This window comes from Streptomyces sp. RFCAC02 (assembly GCF_004193175.1).
GTDB lineage: Bacteria > Actinomycetota > Actinomycetes > Streptomycetales > Streptomycetaceae > Streptomyces.
In genome coordinates this window covers 2,575,898-2,590,759 of the sequence record NZ_SAUH01000001.1, presented here as the reverse complement: position 1 = coordinate 2,590,759, position 14,862 = coordinate 2,575,898, and the positions used below count along the sequence as shown (strand labels likewise).

The 14,862-nt window shown below is 73.6% G+C and carries 17 protein-coding genes and 3 tRNA genes; 13 read left to right on the top strand and 7 right to left on the bottom strand.

What is annotated here, in order from left to right; all coding sequences use genetic code 11:
- The first annotated feature begins 76 nt into the window (after positions 1–76).
- Together EMA09_RS11915 and EMA09_RS11910 are read left to right on the top strand one after the other, a co-directional pair.
- Positions 77–814, top strand: coding sequence for a GntR family transcriptional regulator (locus tag EMA09_RS11915; RefSeq protein WP_129841031.1), 738 nt, complete (start codon positions 77–79; stop codon positions 812–814).
- A gap of 69 nt (positions 815–883) precedes the next feature.
- A complete protein-coding gene (locus tag EMA09_RS11910; RefSeq protein ID WP_129841030.1) occupies positions 884–1,258 on the top strand; it encodes a hypothetical protein in 375 nt (124 codons plus the stop codon).
- A gap of 40 nt (positions 1,259–1,298) precedes the next feature.
- Here EMA09_RS11910 and EMA09_RS11905 read toward each other — a convergent pair whose 3' ends face one another.
- The gene (locus EMA09_RS11905) at positions 1,299–2,066 is read right to left on the bottom strand and encodes an NAD(P)H-binding protein (protein ID WP_240796358.1); all 768 of its coding nucleotides are present in this window, start codon (positions 2,064–2,066) and stop codon (positions 1,299–1,301) included.
- A gap of 117 nt (positions 2,067–2,183) precedes the next feature.
- Between EMA09_RS11905 and EMA09_RS11900 the strand changes: the two genes are divergently transcribed.
- Positions 2,184–2,849, top strand: coding sequence for an NAD(P)H-binding protein (locus EMA09_RS11900; protein WP_129841029.1), 666 nt, complete (start codon positions 2,184–2,186; stop codon positions 2,847–2,849).
- Between the two features lie 260 nt (positions 2,850–3,109).
- On the opposite strand, the gene EMA09_RS11895 is transcribed toward EMA09_RS11900, so the two are convergent.
- Together EMA09_RS11895 and EMA09_RS11890 are read right to left on the bottom strand one after the other, a co-directional pair.
- Positions 3,110–3,619, bottom strand: coding sequence for a DinB family protein (locus EMA09_RS11895; protein ID WP_129841028.1), 510 nt, complete (start codon positions 3,617–3,619; stop codon positions 3,110–3,112).
- 344 nt (positions 3,620–3,963) lie between these two features.
- On the bottom strand, positions 3,964–5,178 hold the full coding sequence (locus tag EMA09_RS11890; protein ID WP_129841027.1) for a hydrolase: 1,215 nt from the start codon (positions 5,176–5,178) through the stop codon (positions 3,964–3,966).
- Between the two features lie 127 nt (positions 5,179–5,305).
- Between EMA09_RS11890 and EMA09_RS11885 the strand changes: the two genes are divergently transcribed.
- The 7 genes from EMA09_RS11885 to EMA09_RS11855 all read left to right on the top strand — a co-directional run bounded on the left by EMA09_RS11885 (position 5,306) and on the right by EMA09_RS11855 (position 9,062).
- A tRNA-Thr gene (locus EMA09_RS11885) sits at positions 5,306–5,378 on the top strand.
- Between the two features lie 53 nt (positions 5,379–5,431).
- Positions 5,432–5,507: transfer RNA gene (locus EMA09_RS11880), tRNA-Met, on the top strand.
- Positions 5,508–5,608: 101 nt separating this feature from the next.
- Positions 5,609–5,773, top strand: coding sequence for a 50S ribosomal protein L33 (gene rpmG / locus EMA09_RS11875; protein ID WP_077059582.1), 165 nt, complete (start codon positions 5,609–5,611; stop codon positions 5,771–5,773).
- 149 nt (positions 5,774–5,922) lie between these two features.
- Positions 5,923–6,396 carry a MaoC family dehydratase N-terminal domain-containing protein gene (locus EMA09_RS11870; RefSeq protein ID WP_129841026.1) on the top strand — a complete coding sequence of 158 codons (474 nt, stop codon included), beginning with the start codon at positions 5,923–5,925 and terminating at the stop codon, positions 6,394–6,396.
- Entirely contained in the window at positions 6,393–6,827 is a 435-nt protein-coding gene (locus EMA09_RS11865; protein ID WP_129841025.1) for a MaoC family dehydratase, read from the top strand. Before EMA09_RS11870 ends, EMA09_RS11865 begins: the two co-directional genes overlap by 4 nt.
- A gap of 50 nt (positions 6,828–6,877) precedes the next feature.
- Positions 6,878–7,510 (top strand): TetR/AcrR family transcriptional regulator, encoded by a 633-nt coding sequence (locus EMA09_RS11860; protein WP_240796357.1) that lies wholly within the window; start codon positions 6,878–6,880, stop codon positions 7,508–7,510.
- Between the two features lie 97 nt (positions 7,511–7,607).
- Positions 7,608–9,062, top strand: coding sequence for a DHA2 family efflux MFS transporter permease subunit (locus tag EMA09_RS11855; RefSeq protein WP_240796356.1), 1,455 nt, complete (start codon positions 7,608–7,610; stop codon positions 9,060–9,062).
- Between the two features lie 91 nt (positions 9,063–9,153).
- Here the strand turns inward: EMA09_RS11855 and EMA09_RS11850 are convergent, their stop codons facing one another.
- A complete protein-coding gene (locus EMA09_RS11850; RefSeq protein ID WP_129841024.1) occupies positions 9,154–10,209 on the bottom strand; it encodes a UDP-N-acetylmuramate dehydrogenase in 1,056 nt (351 codons plus the stop codon).
- Positions 10,210–10,328: 119 nt separating this feature from the next.
- Between EMA09_RS11850 and EMA09_RS11845 the strand changes: the two genes are divergently transcribed.
- On the top strand, positions 10,329–10,802 hold the full coding sequence (locus tag EMA09_RS11845; RefSeq protein ID WP_129841023.1) for a VOC family protein: 474 nt from the start codon (positions 10,329–10,331) through the stop codon (positions 10,800–10,802).
- 34 nt (positions 10,803–10,836) lie between these two features.
- On the opposite strand, the gene EMA09_RS11840 is transcribed toward EMA09_RS11845, so the two are convergent.
- From EMA09_RS11840 to EMA09_RS11830, 3 genes are all read right to left on the bottom strand, one after another.
- Positions 10,837–11,682 (bottom strand): SAM-dependent methyltransferase, encoded by an 846-nt coding sequence (locus EMA09_RS11840; RefSeq protein ID WP_240796355.1) that lies wholly within the window; start codon positions 11,680–11,682, stop codon positions 10,837–10,839.
- 123 nt (positions 11,683–11,805) lie between these two features.
- Complete coding sequence (locus EMA09_RS11835; protein ID WP_129841022.1) at positions 11,806–12,825, bottom strand: adenosine deaminase; 1,020 nt, start codon at positions 12,823–12,825, stop codon at positions 11,806–11,808.
- A gap of 138 nt (positions 12,826–12,963) precedes the next feature.
- Complete coding sequence (locus EMA09_RS11830) at positions 12,964–14,217, bottom strand: pyridoxal phosphate-dependent aminotransferase (RefSeq protein ID WP_129841021.1); 1,254 nt, start codon at positions 14,215–14,217, stop codon at positions 12,964–12,966.
- Positions 14,218–14,397: 180 nt separating this feature from the next.
- Between EMA09_RS11830 and EMA09_RS11825 the strand changes: the two genes are divergently transcribed.
- Both EMA09_RS11825 and secE read left to right on the top strand, forming a co-directional pair.
- Positions 14,398–14,470: transfer RNA gene (locus tag EMA09_RS11825), tRNA-Trp, on the top strand.
- Positions 14,471–14,543: 73 nt separating this feature from the next.
- Positions 14,544–14,843, top strand: coding sequence for a preprotein translocase subunit SecE (gene secE / locus EMA09_RS11820; protein WP_129841020.1), 300 nt, complete (start codon positions 14,544–14,546; stop codon positions 14,841–14,843).
- The last annotated feature ends 19 nt before the right edge of the window (positions 14,844–14,862 follow it).

Sequence of the window (14,862 nt, the reverse complement as noted above, 5' to 3'; positions counted from 1 at the left end):
GTGGTGGCAAGACCCTGGAACGATGAGGTTGTTCGACAGCCACCGCGATCCCAGACCTTCATCGAAAGGGCTCCCCATGGCATCCCAGGCCGCCAGCGACCGCGATCGTCTGAACCCGCCGAGCCTCGTCCAACTCGCCGCCGGCGCCATGCGCAAGATGATCCTGTCCGGCGAACTGGGGCCGGGGGACCGGCTGATCGAGCTGGTGCTGACGGAGCGCCTCGGCATCAGCCGGCCCCCGCTGCGCGAGGCGATGCGCCTGCTGGAGCAGGAGGGCCTGATCGTGGTGCAGCCGCGGCGCGGCGCGGTCGTGGCCACGCTCACCGACCGGGACGTGTACGAAATCCTCACGCTGCGCTCGGCACTTGAGCGCACGGCGGTCGAACTGGGCGTGCCCGTGCGGACGCCCGCGAGGATGCGGGCCTGCCGGGACGCGCTCGAGCGCATGGCCGAGGCAGCACGCGCGGCGGACCGGGCCGCACTGGTGGAGGCCGGGTACGCCTTCCACGCCTCGATCGTGGCCCTCGCGGGGCATCGGCGGATCGACGAGATCTACGCCTCCCTGCACCGCCAGCTCCTGCTGTGCATGGCGCGGAACCTGTACGTCCGGGAGCGGTACTACGAGGACCTGGAGTCCCATGTCGCGCGGCACCGCTACCTGTTGGAGCTGATCGAGGCGGGCGACCCGCAGGCCGTGCTCGATGAGCTGGCGGTGCACGGCGAGCGGTCGTTCTCCGGTGCCGACGAAATGCGCGCGGGCGGCGGGGCGCCGGAGGCGGGCGGTGGCGCGGAGGCGGACCGGGCGGTGCGGTAGTCAGGGGTGCCACCGGCCCGCTGTGAGGCGGTGGCGCGGAGGCGGACCGGCGGTGCCATGCTTGTCCGCGTGTCACGTCACCGTCAGCGCCGCGCCGCAGCCGTCACCGCGGCGGCCGCCGCCCTGCTCGCGCTCGCCGCGTGCGGCGGCGAGGCGGACGGCGGCGACGACGGGAACACGAACGGCATGGAGCAGGCGGCCTACCGCGCCTGCCGCGCCTACGTGGACGGCGTCGCCGGCGTCGGCATGACGGCGGCGGAGCGCGCCGACCTCGCCGAATCGGTGCACTCGGCGGCCTCCGGGTCGGGCGTCGCCCCGATCCGTGACGCCGCCGACGTCCTCGCGCGCACGGCCGCGTCGGGCGCGGACGACGACGAGTGGGAGATGGCCGCCGACGCGTTCGGCGTCGCGTGCATCGAGAACGGCTGGAGCACCACCGGCTGACACCGCCGACCGCGGACGCCTCCGACGGCTTCCGCCCGGATCACCGCTCCCGGCGCTGCGTCCCCAGCCACGCGTCGAACGTCGTCGGCGCGATGTGCGCGTCCTCGCCGGGCAGCAGGGCGTTACCCGCCATCTCGGGACCGAACAGCCCCGACCACGTGGGCACGAGCCGGACCGACCGCCCGCGCGCCGCGTGCGTCCGCCGCGCCATGTCCACGAGGTCCTGCGGCTCGGGACCCGCCACATCGGGGTGCCGGCCCCGCGGCTCGCCGGCCGCGACGCGGGCCAGCACGTCGGCGACGTCGGCGGGCGCCACCGGCTGCACCAGCAGCGGCGCGATCGTGGCGGTGCCGTCCTGCTCGGTCCAGCCCGTCACGGTCGCGGCGAAGTCGTGGAACTGCGTGGCGGGGACGACCGTCCACGGCACCGGCCCCTCCGCGACGAGACGCTCCTGCTCCCGCTTGCCCGCGTAGTGCGCGTTGCCGTCGACACGGCCGATGCCGGCGATCGACAGCAGCACATGGTGGCGGACGCCCGCCCGCTCCTCGGCGGCGAGCAGGTTCCGGGTGGCGGTGCCGAAGTACGCGACGGCCTCGTCCCGGTCGGTGGCCGCGCTGTTCGTGGTGTCGACGACGGCCTCCGCTCCGGTCAGGGCGGCGTCGAGGCCGTCACCGGTCGACAGATCGACACCCAGCGAACGGCTGACGCGTACGACGTCGTGCCCGTCCCGTTCGAGTGCGGCGACGGTGAGTGCTCCGATGTTGCCGGTCGCGCCGGCCACGGCGATCCGCATGGTGATCTCCCTCATCTCTCGGTGCGGTGACCCTATCTCGGATGATCTGGACGTTCAATGACCAGAATTACGGGCATGCCGCTGACGTGCCGCGCCGTGCCGCGGCGACGCGGCGGCGTTACGGTCGCAGTCATGCGCACAGTGATCGCGGGTGGACATGGCAAGATCGCGCGGCGGCTGGAGAGGCTGCTCGCCGCGCGCGGCGACCGGGTGGCCGGCCTCATCAGGAACGGGGACCACGCCGCCGACCTCCTCACGGACGGCGCGGAACCGATCGTCTGCGACCTGGAGACCGCCTCCGTCGAAGAGGTGGCCCGGCACCTGGCCGGTGCCGACGCGGCGGTGTTCGCGGCCGGCGCGGGACCGGGCAGCGGGGCGGCGCGCAAGGACACGGTGGACCGCGCGGCGGCGGTGCTGTTCGCGGACGCGGCCGAGCACGTCGGCGTGCGGAGGTTCGTCGTGGTGTCGGCGATGGGCACCGACGGGCCGCCCCCGCCCGGGACCGACCCGGTGTTCGCGGCGTACCTGGTGGCGAAGGCGGCGGCGGACGACGACGTCCGGCGCAGGCGGGGGCTGTTCACGACGATCCTGCGGCCCGGCCGCCTCACCGACGACCCGGCGACGGGCCGCGTACGCCTCGCGGCCGAACCCCTGGAACGCGGCTCCGTCACCCGGGACGACGTGGCGGCCGTCCTGGCCGGCCTCCTCGACGCACCGGGCACGGCCGGACTGACCCTCGACCTGATCGGCGGCGACACCCCCGTCCCGGACGCGATCGCGGCGGTGTCCACCCCCTGACCCGCCCCCGGCGCGCACCGCGCCGCCCGGCACCGACGTAGAACGATGCACCGCCCGGCCCGCCCCTGTCGCACGGGGGGTGGGGCCGGGCGGTGCACCGTGCTTGACCGGCGCTCGCGGATCCCGCCGCCGACCGGTCCACCCGCGAGGGAAAACGATCCACTCCCGCACAAGCCGATGCCGGGGCGGTCGATGGCGGGTATCGGTGGAACGATCCACCAGCTCCGGGCGACTACGTGCTGTCCGGTGGCCCGTCGGACTCAGGCGCCCACTGTCCCGTCGACACCCTCACGCAGAAGGTCCGCGTGCCCGTTGTGGCGGCCGTATTCCAGCAGCACGTGCACCATTACCATCCGCAGCGACACGTCCTCACCCCAACGCGGCTGATGCCCGGCCCGGTCCAGCGACTCGGCCTCCCGCTCGATACGGCGCGAGTTCTCCACCTCGGCCTCCCAGGCCGCGAACGCCTCCCTCCGGGTCGACGCGCTCGCGTCGTAGGCCGCCTGGAAATCGATGTCGGCGGACCAGACCATGGGCGCGTCGTTGTCCTCGAACACCCGACGGAACCAGGCGCGCTCCACCTCCGCCATGTGCCGCACCAGACCGAGCAGCGAAAGCCCGGGCGGCGGCATCGACCGCTCCCGCAACTCCTCATCGGTGAGCCCTTCGCACTTCATGGCGAGGGTGGCGCGGTGGTAGTCGAGGAAAGCCCGCAGCATGTCGCGTTCGCTCCCGAAACGGGGTGGTCCCATGCGCCTGTCGTCGGTCATCGGCCGTGCTCCTCGTCCGCGCCCGTGTGCGGGGCCGGGCGTCCGCTCCCGACGCCCGCGTTCCCCGCGAGGCCCGCCGACCGGACCTGACTGTCCCCACGATGGGCGCTGGGCGCGGGAATCGGCAAGGAAGGAGAACGATGCACCACTCGGCCCGCTTCCGTCGCTCAGCGAGAACAGTGGGCGGTGCATCGTTCTACCTGACTCGTGCGCGGTGGCGGAACGCCGCCGGGGTCGGCCGTGGACAACGATGCACAACGAGGGGTGTGATCCGGTCGCCGGTCCCCGTCCGGTGGGCACGGCCGCCTGCCGGCGCGTAGAACGTTGCACCCGCGACGGCGGCGTCAGCCCGTCGACTGGCGGGGGAGTTCCGGACCGCCGCCGCCCTTGTCCTCCGGCGCCCCGCAGTACTCGCGCACCGCGCTCGTCCGGGCCACCACCCTGCCGCGGTGGATCACGAGCCGGCTGTACGCCAGCGACAGCGCGCCCGCCACCGATTCCCCGCGCACCGCGAGCAGCTCCGCCGGGAAGCCCGCCTCCACCCGCACCTCCGGCGCGCCGATCGCCGCCCGCGCCCGCGCGCTCACCGCCGCGTACGCTCCGGCCGGCCGCAGCGCCCCGTGCGACGCGAGCTGGTACGCCGCGTCCAGCGGGTCACCGCGCCCCACCGGGTTCGCCGCGTCCCGCAGTGCCCCGCCCCCCGCCGCCACTCGCACACCCGCCGTCGCGAGCAGCCGCGCCGGCGTGCCGCCGGGGCCGCCGCCCGCCGCCGCGTCCGCGAGCCCGCACGGCCCCTGCGGCAGGCACACCACCGTCACCCCGGACGCGGCGAGGTGCTCCGCCGCCCGCACCGCCACGTCGGCGGGCAGCCGCGCCAGACCGTCGCACGGCCCGATCACCACGCCGAACCGCGCCGCCCCCGCCGCCGAGGCGAGCCGCGCGAGACGCGCCGGGTCGTCACCCGCCGTGTGCAGGTCCACCGGGCACCCGTGCTCGTCCGCCAGGTCGAGCACCAGGTCGGCGTACCCCGCCGGGTCGGGGTCGAGGTCGGGAGCGCCGCCGAGGGCGCAGACGCCCATCTTCGCCGCGTCCCGCAGCATGGCCCGGTTGTCCGCCCCCGCGCGCCCCGTCAGCAGGCGGGGAACGGCGACGGTCCGCAGGTCCGCCAGGTCGCGGAGCGCGGCGCGCGCCTCCAGGGCGGCCTCCAGCGCGCCCAGCCCCACCGCGTCCCCGATGCGCACATGGGTTCGCTGAGTGGTGGCGCCGTGCCCCAGCTGGACGAGCGCGGCCTCGGTCACGCGGCGGCGCAGCGCGCCGGACGTGGCGTCCGGCGGGGCGCCGCCCGCCGTGAGGGCGGTGTCGTGGTGGGCGTGCGGCTCGGCGGGCGCGGGCAGCAGGAGCCAGCCGGCGAGGTCGACACGGGCGGCCCCGTCCGCGACCCGCCCGGCGAGGCTGTCCCGCGTGCCCACGGCGGCGATCCGCCCGGCGGCCAGCAGGACGTCCACGGCACGCCCGTCGGCCAGCCGGGGGCCGGTGAGGACAAGACGGTCATCGGGCATCGCTTGGGAGCGTACGGGGCGTGCGCGCGCGGATGCGGGACGTGCCGATCGCGGGCCGGCCCCCCGGCCGCCGGGAGCGTTACCGATTTCGCCTTCCGGGCGGAACCGTGTAATCTCTTCAGCGCTCGCCCCAATAGCTCAGTCGGCAGAGCGTCTCCATGGTAAGGAGAAGGTCAACGGTTCGATTCCGTTTTGGGGCTCTGGGGTAGTTGAGGCGTCCGGCGAGGTTGTCCGGGTGTCCGTCCACCCCTGAGGCGGCGTAGCTCAGTCGGTAGAGCAAACGGCTCATAATCGTTGTGTCACCGGTTCAAGTCCGGTCGCCGCTACCACGAAGTAGCCGATTGCGGGGTCGGTCCTCCGATCGGCTACTCTCTTCTGTGTTCACATAGGTACGACCGTACGACCGTCCATTCCGTCAAGGAGCACTCACGTGGCTGCCACCGACGTCCGCCCGAAGATCACGCTGGCCTGCGTGGAGTGCAAGGAGCGGAACTACATCACCCGGAAGAACCGGCGCAACGACCCGGACCGCCTGGAGATGAAGAAGCACTGCCCCCGCTGCAACGCGCACACCGCCCACCGCGAGACGCGCTGAGCACCGGCCACCGGCCAGCACAGAAGAATCACCGTTCCACAGCCCTCGAAGAGGCCGTGCCCGTCCCGGGGCGCGGCCTTCTTCGTGTCTGTCCGCCGTTCCCGTTGTCTGTCCCCGCGTGATGCGGTGAAAGGGATGTGAGGCCCGCGATGGCACTGGACCAGTCGTTCGTGGGGCGGACGTATCCGCCCACCGAGCCGTACGAGGTCGGCCGGGAGAAGATCCGCGAGTTCGCCGTCGCCGTCGGCGACCCGAACCCGGCCTACACCGACCGGGAGGCCGCCGGGGCGCTCGGGCACCCGGACGTGATCGCGCCGCCGACGTTCGTGTTCGCGATCAGCTTCGCCGCCGCCCGGACGGTGATCCAGGACCCGGCGCTCGGCCTCGACTACAGCCGCGTCGTGCACGGTGACCAGAAGTTCGTGTACTCCCGCCCGGTGCGCGCCGGCGACCGGCTGACCGTCACGTCCACGATCGACGCGATCTCCTCCCGTGCGGGCGCCGACATGGTCGACGTCAGGGGCGAGATCCACGACGCGGACGGCGAGCACGTCGTGACCGTCGTCACGAAGCTGGTGGCCCGCGCCGTGGAGCCCGCGGGGAACGAGGGAGGTGCCGCGTGACGGCCCGTGTCAGGTACGCCGATGTCGAGGTGGGCACCGAGCTGCCGGCCGCGGAGTTCCCCGTCACGCGGGCCGCGCTCGTGCGGTACGCGGGGGCGTCCGGCGACTTCAACCCGATCCACTGGAACGAGCGCTTCGCGCGGAGCGTCGGCCTGCCCGACGTCATCGCGCACGGCATGTTCACCATGGCCGAGGCCGTCCGCGTCGTCACCGACTGGGCGGGCGACCCGGCGGCCGTCGTCGAGTACGGCGTGCGGTTCACGAAGCCGGTCGTCGTGCCGGACGACGACAAGGGCGCGGTCATCGAGGTGACGGCGAAGGTCGGCGCCAAGCTGGACGACGAGGCCCGCACGGTCCGCGTGGACCTGACGGCGCGCAGCGCGGGCGAGAAGGTCCTCGGCCTGTCCCGCGCGGTCGTACGGCTGGCCTGACGGCGCACCCCCGCTTGACAGCTAAGTGATTGGTCACTAACTTTCTTCCCATGGCCAAGGAGAGCACCCGGATGTCCGCGGCGGAGCGGCGCGAGAGCGTCATCCGCGCGGCCATCACGGAATTCGGACGCGGGGGGTACGACGGCACGTCGACGGCCGCCATCGCCCGCCGCGTCGGGGTCTCCCAGCCGTACCTCTTCCGGCTCTTCCCCGACAAGCGGGCCATCTTCCTCGCCGCCGCCGAACGCTGCAGCCTCGCCATCGGGCAGACGTTCGAACGGGCGATGGAGGAAGCGGGGGAGGGGCTGAGCCCGGCCGATGTCGAGGAGACGCTCGGGCACGCGTACGCGCGTCTGATCACCCGCGACAGTGATCTGCTGATGTTCCAGATGCAGATGTACCTCGCGGCCCTCACGGCGCGTACCAGCGGTGACGAGGCGTTCGCCGAGGTGATCCGCGGGTACTGGCGCGGGCTCTGGGACGCCGCGCACCTCGTCCTGGGGGCCGACACGGAGCGGACCGGTGAGTTCTTCGGCACCGGGATGCTCATCAACGTCCTGCTGTCCATGGGCTTTCCGGGCGACGACCCGGTGTGGACGGCCTGCGGTGAAGCCTTCCTCTCGCACCTGAGGGCGGCGTCCGCCGCGTCCGGCCCCCCTGGCCCCTCCGACTCGACCGCCTGACCCGGCCGCGCGTGCCGGTACCGGCCACGCGCGGCCCTTTTTTCGGCCCCCGAAAGTTATTGACCGATCACTACCTGACTGTCCCCCGGAGGACACCGTGGCAGGAACGGCACCACCCACCACCGGCGCGACGCCGTCGCGCGCCCTGATCGTCTGGACCCTCGTCCTCACCGGCGCCGCCACCTTCATGGCCGCGCTCGACAACCTGGTCGTCACCACCGCCATCCCCGTCATCCGCGAGGACCTCGGCGGCGGCCTGGACGACCTGGAATGGATCGTCAACGCCTACACCCTCCCGTTCGCCTGCCTCCTGCTGCCGGCCGCCGCCCTCGGCGACCGGATCGGCCGCCGCCGCGTCTTCGCGCTCGGTGCCGCCGTCTTCACCCTCGCCTCGGCCGGCGCCGCCCTGGCGGACTCCACCGGCCTCCTCATCGCCGCCCGCGCGGTCCAGGGCGTCGGCGCCGCCGGCATCTTCCCGCTGAGCATCACCCTGATCACGGCCGCCGTCCCCGCCGCGCGGCGCGGCGCGGCCCTCGGGATCTGGGGCGCCATCAACGGCCTGGCCGTCGCCGGCGGCCCCCTCGTCGGCGGCGCCATCACCGAACACATGTCCTGGCACTGGATCTTCTGGCTGAACGTGCCGATCGGTGTCGCCCTCGTCCCGCTGATCCGCGCCCGCATAGCCGAGAGCCGCGTCGAGGGCACCCGCCTCGACCCCGTGGGCACGGTCCTCGTCAGCGCGGGCCTGTTCGGCGTCCTCCTCGGCATCGTGCGCGGCAGCGAGCACGGCTGGACCTCAGGCAGCGTCCTCACCGGCTTCGTCGTCGGCGGGCTGCTGCTGATCGCGTTCGTCGCCTGGGAGCTCCGCACGCCCTCCCCGATGCTGCCCATGCGGCTCTTCCGCTCCCGCGCCTTCAGCACCGTCAACGCGGCCGGACTGCTGATGTACGCCGGGATGTTCGGCTCGATCTTCCTGCTGACCCAGTTCCTGCAGTTCATCCAGCACTACTCGCCGACCGAAGCCGGCCTGCGGATGCTGCCGTGGACCGCCATGCCGCTGGTCGTCACCCCGTTCGCCGGCGCCCTCGCCGACCGCATCGGCGGCCGCCCGATCGTCGCCACCGGCCTCGTCGCGATGGCCACGGGCCTGGGCTGGATCGCCGTCCTCGCCGACCCGGACGTGAGCTACGTCAGCCAGGTCCCGGCGTTCGTGCTGTGCGGCGCGGGCATGGCCCTGTTCTTCGCGGCCGTCAGCCCGATGGTCATGGGGGCCGTGCAGCCCCGTGAGCAGGGCATCGCCTCCGGCGTCAGCAACGCCCTGCGCGAACTCGGCGGCGCCCTCGGCGTCTCCGTCCTCGCGTCCGTCTTCGCCGCCAACGGCGGGTACGAGACGCCGCAGCGGTTCACCGACGGCCTCACCCCCGCCGTCTGGGGCGGCGTCGCCGCACTGCTGGCGGCCGCCGTGACGATCCTGCTGTTCCCCACCCGCCGCGAGCCCGCCCCCGCGCCGGCGGAGATGCCCGCGCCGGAACGCGAGACCGTGACCGTCTGAGCACCGCCGGAGGACCTCCGGCACACGTCACCGCGACGCCCGCCCACCCCACCGGGGTCGGCGGGCGCGCGTTCGCGCCCCGGGCCAGACCCTAGAGCGCCGCGCCCACCATCACCGGCTCGTTCGTCAGCGTCACACCGAACGCGTCCCGCACCCCGTCCCGCACCTCACGGGCCAGCGCCACGATGTCGGCCGCTGTCGCGCCGCCCCGGTTGGTCAGCGCCAGGGTGTGCTTGCCCGAGATCCGCGCCTGCCCCGAGCCCCACCCCTTCGAGAACCCCGCGCGGTCGATCAGCCACGCCGCCGACGTCTTCGTACGCCCCTCGCCGTCCGGATACGCCGGCGGCAGGATCTCAGGCCCCAGCTGTCCGGCCACCCGCTCCAGGAACGCCGCCCACGCTCCCTCGTCCAGCACCGGGTTGGTGAAGAACGACCCCGCCGACCACGTGTCGTGGTCCTCCGGGTCGAGCACCATCCCCTTGCCCGCCCGCAGCTTCAGCACCGCGTCCCGCGCCGCGGCCACCGGCACCCGGTCGCCCGGCTCGACCCCGAGCGTCCGCGCCGTCTCCGCGTACCGGACCGGCCCGGACAGACCCGCCGCGTCCTCCAGGCGCAGCCGCACCCGCAGCACCACGAAGCGCCCCGGATCCGCCTTGAACCGGCTGGTCCGGTACCCGAAGCCGCACGCGTCGCCCGGCAGCGTCACCACCCGGTCCGCCGCACGGTCGAACGCCACCACCTCCGCGATGACGCCCGACACCTCCTGGCCGTACGCCCCCACGTTCTGGATGGGCGTGGCCCCCGCCGACCCCGGCACACCCGCCAGACACTCCACACCCGCGAGCCCCGCGTCCACCGTGCGGGCGACGGCGTCCGACCACCGCTCGCCGGCCGCGAGCTCGAGACGCTCCCCCTCCAGGGCGAAACCGCGCGTCGCGATCCGCAGCGCCGTGCCCCGGAACCCCTCGTCGGCGATGAGCAGGTTGCTGCCGCCCGCGATGATCAGCAGCGGTGTCCCGCCGGCGTCCGCCGCGCGGACCGCCTCGACCACCTCCTCGTCGGTGGTGGCGGTCACCAGCCGGTCCGCCGGCCCCCCCACCCGGAACGTCGTCAGTGTCGCGAGCGGCGCGTTACGGATCTCCTGCACCCCGCCAGCATACGGGCGCCCCCGATCCGCGGCCGGGCGATGAGTTCCGCGCCCGCCACGGGTCAGCACGGACGGCGGGCACCGCACACCCGCCGACCGTTCCCACCGGAAGGACACCCATGCCCCGCATCGTGACCAACCTCTGGTTCGACACCCAGGGCGAGGAGGCGGCCCGCTTCTACGTCTCCGTCTTCCCGAACTCGTCCGTCACCCGCGTCACCCACTACACCGAGGCCGGCCCCCGCCCCGCCGGCACCGTCCTCACCGTCGACTTCCTCCTCGACGGGCAGCCCTTCACCGCGCTCAACGGCGGCCCCGAGTTCACGTTCAACGAGGCCGTCTCCCTCCTCGTCGAGTGCGCCGACCAGGCCGAGGTGGACCACTACTGGTCCGCGCTCGGCGAGGGCGGCGAGGAAGGCCCCTGCGGCTGGCTCAAGGACCGCTACGGCCTGTCCTGGCAGGTCGTCCCCACCCGCCTCGAAGAGCTGGTCACCGACCCCGACCCGGAGCGCGCCCGCCGCGCCACCGAGGCCATGCTCGCCATGGGCAAGCTCGACATCGCCCGGCTGGAGGCCGCCGCCGACGGCACCTGACGCCGCACCGCCGCACGGGCGCGCGGAGGCGGGATCACGGCAGGACGGCCAGGCCGCCCGCGATCAGCCGCTGCCACGACGTCAGCTCCGCCTCCGCCGCGTCCGTCCGCCACAGCGCGCACGGCAGTATCCCCGGCTCCAGCAGGTCGAGACCCTCGAACAGCCCCAGGATCTCCTCGTCCGTCCGCCACCGGCCCCGCCCCAGCGACTGCTGCAGGATCGCCTCGAGACGCGCCGACTCCTCGTCCCGCTCGCTCCGGAAGTGACTGATGTAGAAGTGGCTGCCGGACGGCACGCCCTCCCGCCACACCCGCATCAGCGCCCGCGGGTCCTCGTCGTCGTTCACGTGGTGCAGGATCGCCGAAAGCACCACGCCCACCGGCCGCCCGAAGTCGATCAGCTCGCGGACCTCGTCGTGCTCCAGGACGCCCGCCGGGTCCCGCAGGTCCCCCTGCACGACGACGGTCCGCTCGTTCTCCGCGAGCAGGGCGCCGCCGTGCGCCAGCACGACCGGGTCGTTGTCCACGTACACGACGCGCGACTCCGGCGCGTGCCGCTGCGCGACCTGGTGCACGTTGTCGGCCGTCGGCAGGCCGCTCCCTATGTCGATGAACTGCCGTATCCCCGCCTCGCTCATCGCCCCGACCGCCCGAACGAGCGCCCGCCGGTTGTCGAACGCGATGATCCGCGCGCCCGGGATGCGGGTGATGAAGACATCGCTCAGCTCCCGGTCCACGGCGTAGTTGTCCTTGCCGCCCAGCAGGTGGTCGTACACCCGGGCGATGCTCGGTTTCGTCACGTCGATGCCGGGGACCACCACCGGATCCTGCGCGAAGTATTCCGCCGCGAAATCCGCGCCGTCGCCCATGCCGCCACCCATCCGTCGTTCCCCTTCGCGACCTCACCACCGGAGGTGGCGATCACTCTAGGCGCGCCCCGCACCGGCACGGAAGCGCCCAACGCCCGCCCCGACAGCGCGCGTTGGCGGACGGATGCCCCCGCCTCACACGGCCAGCCACCCGTCGATGTCCAGCAGCACCTTCTCCCGCACGTCCTCCGGCGCCGCCGATGCCCGCACCGACTGCCGCGCCAGCTCCGCCAGCTCGTGGTCGGTGAACGCGTGGTGCTCCCGCGCGATCTCGTACTGCTCGGCGAGCCGCGACCCGAACAGCAGCGGATCGTCCGCCCCCAGCGCCATCGGCACCCCGGCCCGCCACAGCTTCCGCAGCGGCACGTCCGCCAGCTCCTCGTACACGCCGAGCGCCACGTTCGACGCCGGGCAGACCTCGCACGTCACCCGCGCCGCCGCCAGCCGCTCCAGCAGCACCGGGTCCTCGGCCGCCCGCACCCCGTGCCCCACACGGGCCGCCCGCAGGTCGTCCAGGCAGTCCCGCACGCTCTCGGGACCCGACAGCTCACCGCCGTGCGGCGCCGCGAGGAGACCGCCGTCCCGCGCGATCGCGAACGCCCGGTCGAAGTCGCGCGCGAAACCGCGCCGCTCGTCGTTGGACAGCCCGAAACCCACCACGCCCCGGTCCCGGTAGCGCACCGCGAGGCGGGCCAGCGTCCGGGCGTCCAGCGGGTGCTTCATGCGGTTGGCCGCCACCAGGACCCGCATCCCGAGCCCGGTGTCCCGCTGCGTCGTCTCCACGGCGTCGAGGATGATCTCGAGCGCCGGGATCAGCCCGCCGAGCCGGGGCGCGTACGACGTCGGGTCGACCTGGATCTCCAGCCACCGCGACCCGTCCCGCAGGTCCTCCTCGGCGGCCTCGCGCACCAGCCGCTGGATGTCCTCCGGCTCCCGCAGACAGGCGCGCGCCGCGTCGTACAGCCGCTGGAAGCGGAACCAGCCGCGCTCGTCCGTCGCCCGCAGCCGCGGCGGCCTGCCGCTGCTCAGCGCGTCCGGCAGGTGGACGCCGTACTTGTCGGCCAGGTCGAGCAGCGTCCCGGGGCGCATCGACCCCGTGAAGTGCAGATGCAGATGCGCCTTCGGCAGGGCACGGACGTCACGTACACGTTCCATCCCAGGATCTTGCCGCATCCGGCGACCCGCCCGGTAGTCGGGTGACCCGCCGGGGCGTGCGCCCGAACACGGGTCCGCCCGCGCCCCCGGTCGGAGGACCGGGGACGCGGGCGGACCGCGCGGAGGTGCGGGGAGGCGTCAGTCCCGGGCCTCCGCGAGCAGCTTCTGGAGCCGCGAGACGCCCTCGACCAGGTCGTCGTCGCCGAGCGCGTACGACAGGCGCAGGTACCCCGGCGTGCCGAACGCCTCACCCGGCACCACCGCGACCTCGGCCTCCTCCAGCAGCAGGCCCGCCAGCTCCAGGCTGTCCTGCGGCCGCCGGCCGCGGATCTCCTTGCCGAGCAGCGCCTTCACCGACGGGTAGGCGTAGAACGCGCCGGCCGGCTCGGGGCACGTCACCCCGTCGATCTCGTTCAGCATGCGCACGATCGTGCGACGCCTGCGGTCGAACGCCGACCGCATCTCCGCCACCGCGGTCAGGTCGCCCGACACGGCGGCGAGCGCGGCGGCCTGCGCGACGTTGCTCACGTTCGACGTGGCGTGGGACTGCAGGTTGGTCGCGGCCTTGATCACGTCGCGCGGGCCGACCAGCCAGCCCACGCGCCAGCCCGTCATGGCGTACGTCTTCGCCACGCCGTTGACGACGACGCAGCGGTCGGCGATGTCCGGCACGACGGACGGCAGCGACGTGAACCGCGTGTCCCCGTACACGAGGTGCTCGTAGATCTCGTCCGTGAGGACCCACAGGCCGTGCTCCAGCGCCCAGCGGCCGATCGCCTCGGTCTGCTCGCGGCTGTAGACGGCGCCGGTCGGGTTCGAGGGGGAGACGAACAGCAGGACCTTCGTCCGCTCGGTGCGGGCCGCCTCCAACTGCTCGACGGTCGCGAGGTAACCGCTGGTCTCGTCCGTCACGACCTCGACGGGCACGCCGCCGGCCAGCCGGATCGACTCCGGGTACGTCGTCCAGTACGGCGCGGGGACGATGACCTCGTCGCCCGGGTCGAGGAGGGTCGCGAACGCCTCGTAGATCGCCTGCTTGCCGCCGTTCGTCACCAGGACCTGGGACGCGTCGATCCCGTAACCCGAGTCGCGCAGCGTCTTGGCGACCAGCGCCTCCTTCAGCTCCGGCAGGCCGCCGGGCGGCGTGTACCGGTGGAAACGCGGCTCGCGGCAGGCCGCCTCGGCGGCGGCCACGATGTACTCCGGGGTCGGGAAGTCCGGCTCGCCTGCGCCGAACCCGATCACCGGGCGGCCGGCGGCCTTGAGGGCCTTCGCCTTGGCGTCGACGGCCAGCGTGGCGGACTCGGAGATCGCGCCGACACGGGCCGAGACGCGGCGCCCGGCGGCCGGCGCGACCGGCGGCTCTGCGGGGGAGGAGGAAGTCGCACTCATACAGGCATCGTCCCAGACCCGTACGGGCCGGGGCACTCGGGTTGTCCCGCCCCCGCGCGGGGCGCGGCGGGGGCGCGCGATCACGCGGGACGCCACTTGCCGTTCGACGCCCGGCGCTTCAGCACGTACACTCCTCACCGGTGGCGCCGCATGCGGTACGTTGTCGGCACCACACGGCAAAGGGTCGTAGCTCAATTGGTAGAGCACTGGTCTCCAAAACCAGCGGTTGGGGGTTCAAGTCCCTCCGGCCCTGCTACACGCAAGGTGCACAGCCGTCCGGGTGGACCGGGCGGCTTATGACCATGACCGGGATCAGGTGAGGACGAGTGGCTGGGATCACAGACTCCGTGGAGGCGCCCGAGCCCCAGCCCCGCGGTGAGGGCACCGGTAGCGGCGCCGGCAAGAACGGCGGCCGCCGCGGCAAGCGTGCCAAGCGGGGCCCCCTCGGCCGTCTCGCCCTGTTCTACCGGCAGGTCGTCGCGGAACTGCGCAAGGTCGTCTGGCCGTCGCGGCGCCAGCTCTCCACCTACACCACGGCGGTGATCGCTTTCGTGGTCGTCGTCATCTGCATCCTCACCGTGCTTGACTGGGGATTCAGCCGGGCCGTCGAGTACGTCTTCGGCTGAGCCCGTCAACCCCGTGTCC

Bases quoted from the DNA above. Each gene is read 5' to 3' on its own strand.
- EMA09_RS11915 (WP_129841031.1), top strand. From the start codon at position 77: ATGGCATCCCAGGCCGCCAGCGACCGCGATCGTCTGAACCCGCCGAGC.
- EMA09_RS11905 (WP_240796358.1), bottom strand. From the start codon at position 2,066: ATGAGGGAGATCACCATGCGGATCGCCGTGGCCGGCGCGACCGGCAAC.
- EMA09_RS11900 (WP_129841029.1), top strand. From the start codon at position 2,184: ATGCGCACAGTGATCGCGGGTGGACATGGCAAGATCGCGCGGCGGCTG.
- EMA09_RS11895 (WP_129841028.1), bottom strand. From the start codon at position 3,619: ATGACCGACGACAGGCGCATGGGACCACCCCGTTTCGGGAGCGAACGC.
- EMA09_RS11890 (WP_129841027.1), bottom strand. From the start codon at position 5,178: ATGCCCGATGACCGTCTTGTCCTCACCGGCCCCCGGCTGGCCGACGGG.
- EMA09_RS11870 (WP_129841026.1), top strand. From the start codon at position 5,923: ATGGCACTGGACCAGTCGTTCGTGGGGCGGACGTATCCGCCCACCGAG.
- EMA09_RS11860 (WP_240796357.1), top strand. From the start codon at position 6,878: ATGGCCAAGGAGAGCACCCGGATGTCCGCGGCGGAGCGGCGCGAGAGC.
- EMA09_RS11845 (WP_129841023.1), top strand. From the start codon at position 10,329: ATGCCCCGCATCGTGACCAACCTCTGGTTCGACACCCAGGGCGAGGAG.
- EMA09_RS11840 (WP_240796355.1), bottom strand. From the start codon at position 11,682: ATGGGTGGCGGCATGGGCGACGGCGCGGATTTCGCGGCGGAATACTTC.
- EMA09_RS11835 (WP_129841022.1), bottom strand. From the start codon at position 12,825: ATGGAACGTGTACGTGACGTCCGTGCCCTGCCGAAGGCGCATCTGCAT.
- EMA09_RS11830 (WP_129841021.1), bottom strand. From the start codon at position 14,217: ATGAGTGCGACTTCCTCCTCCCCCGCAGAGCCGCCGGTCGCGCCGGCC.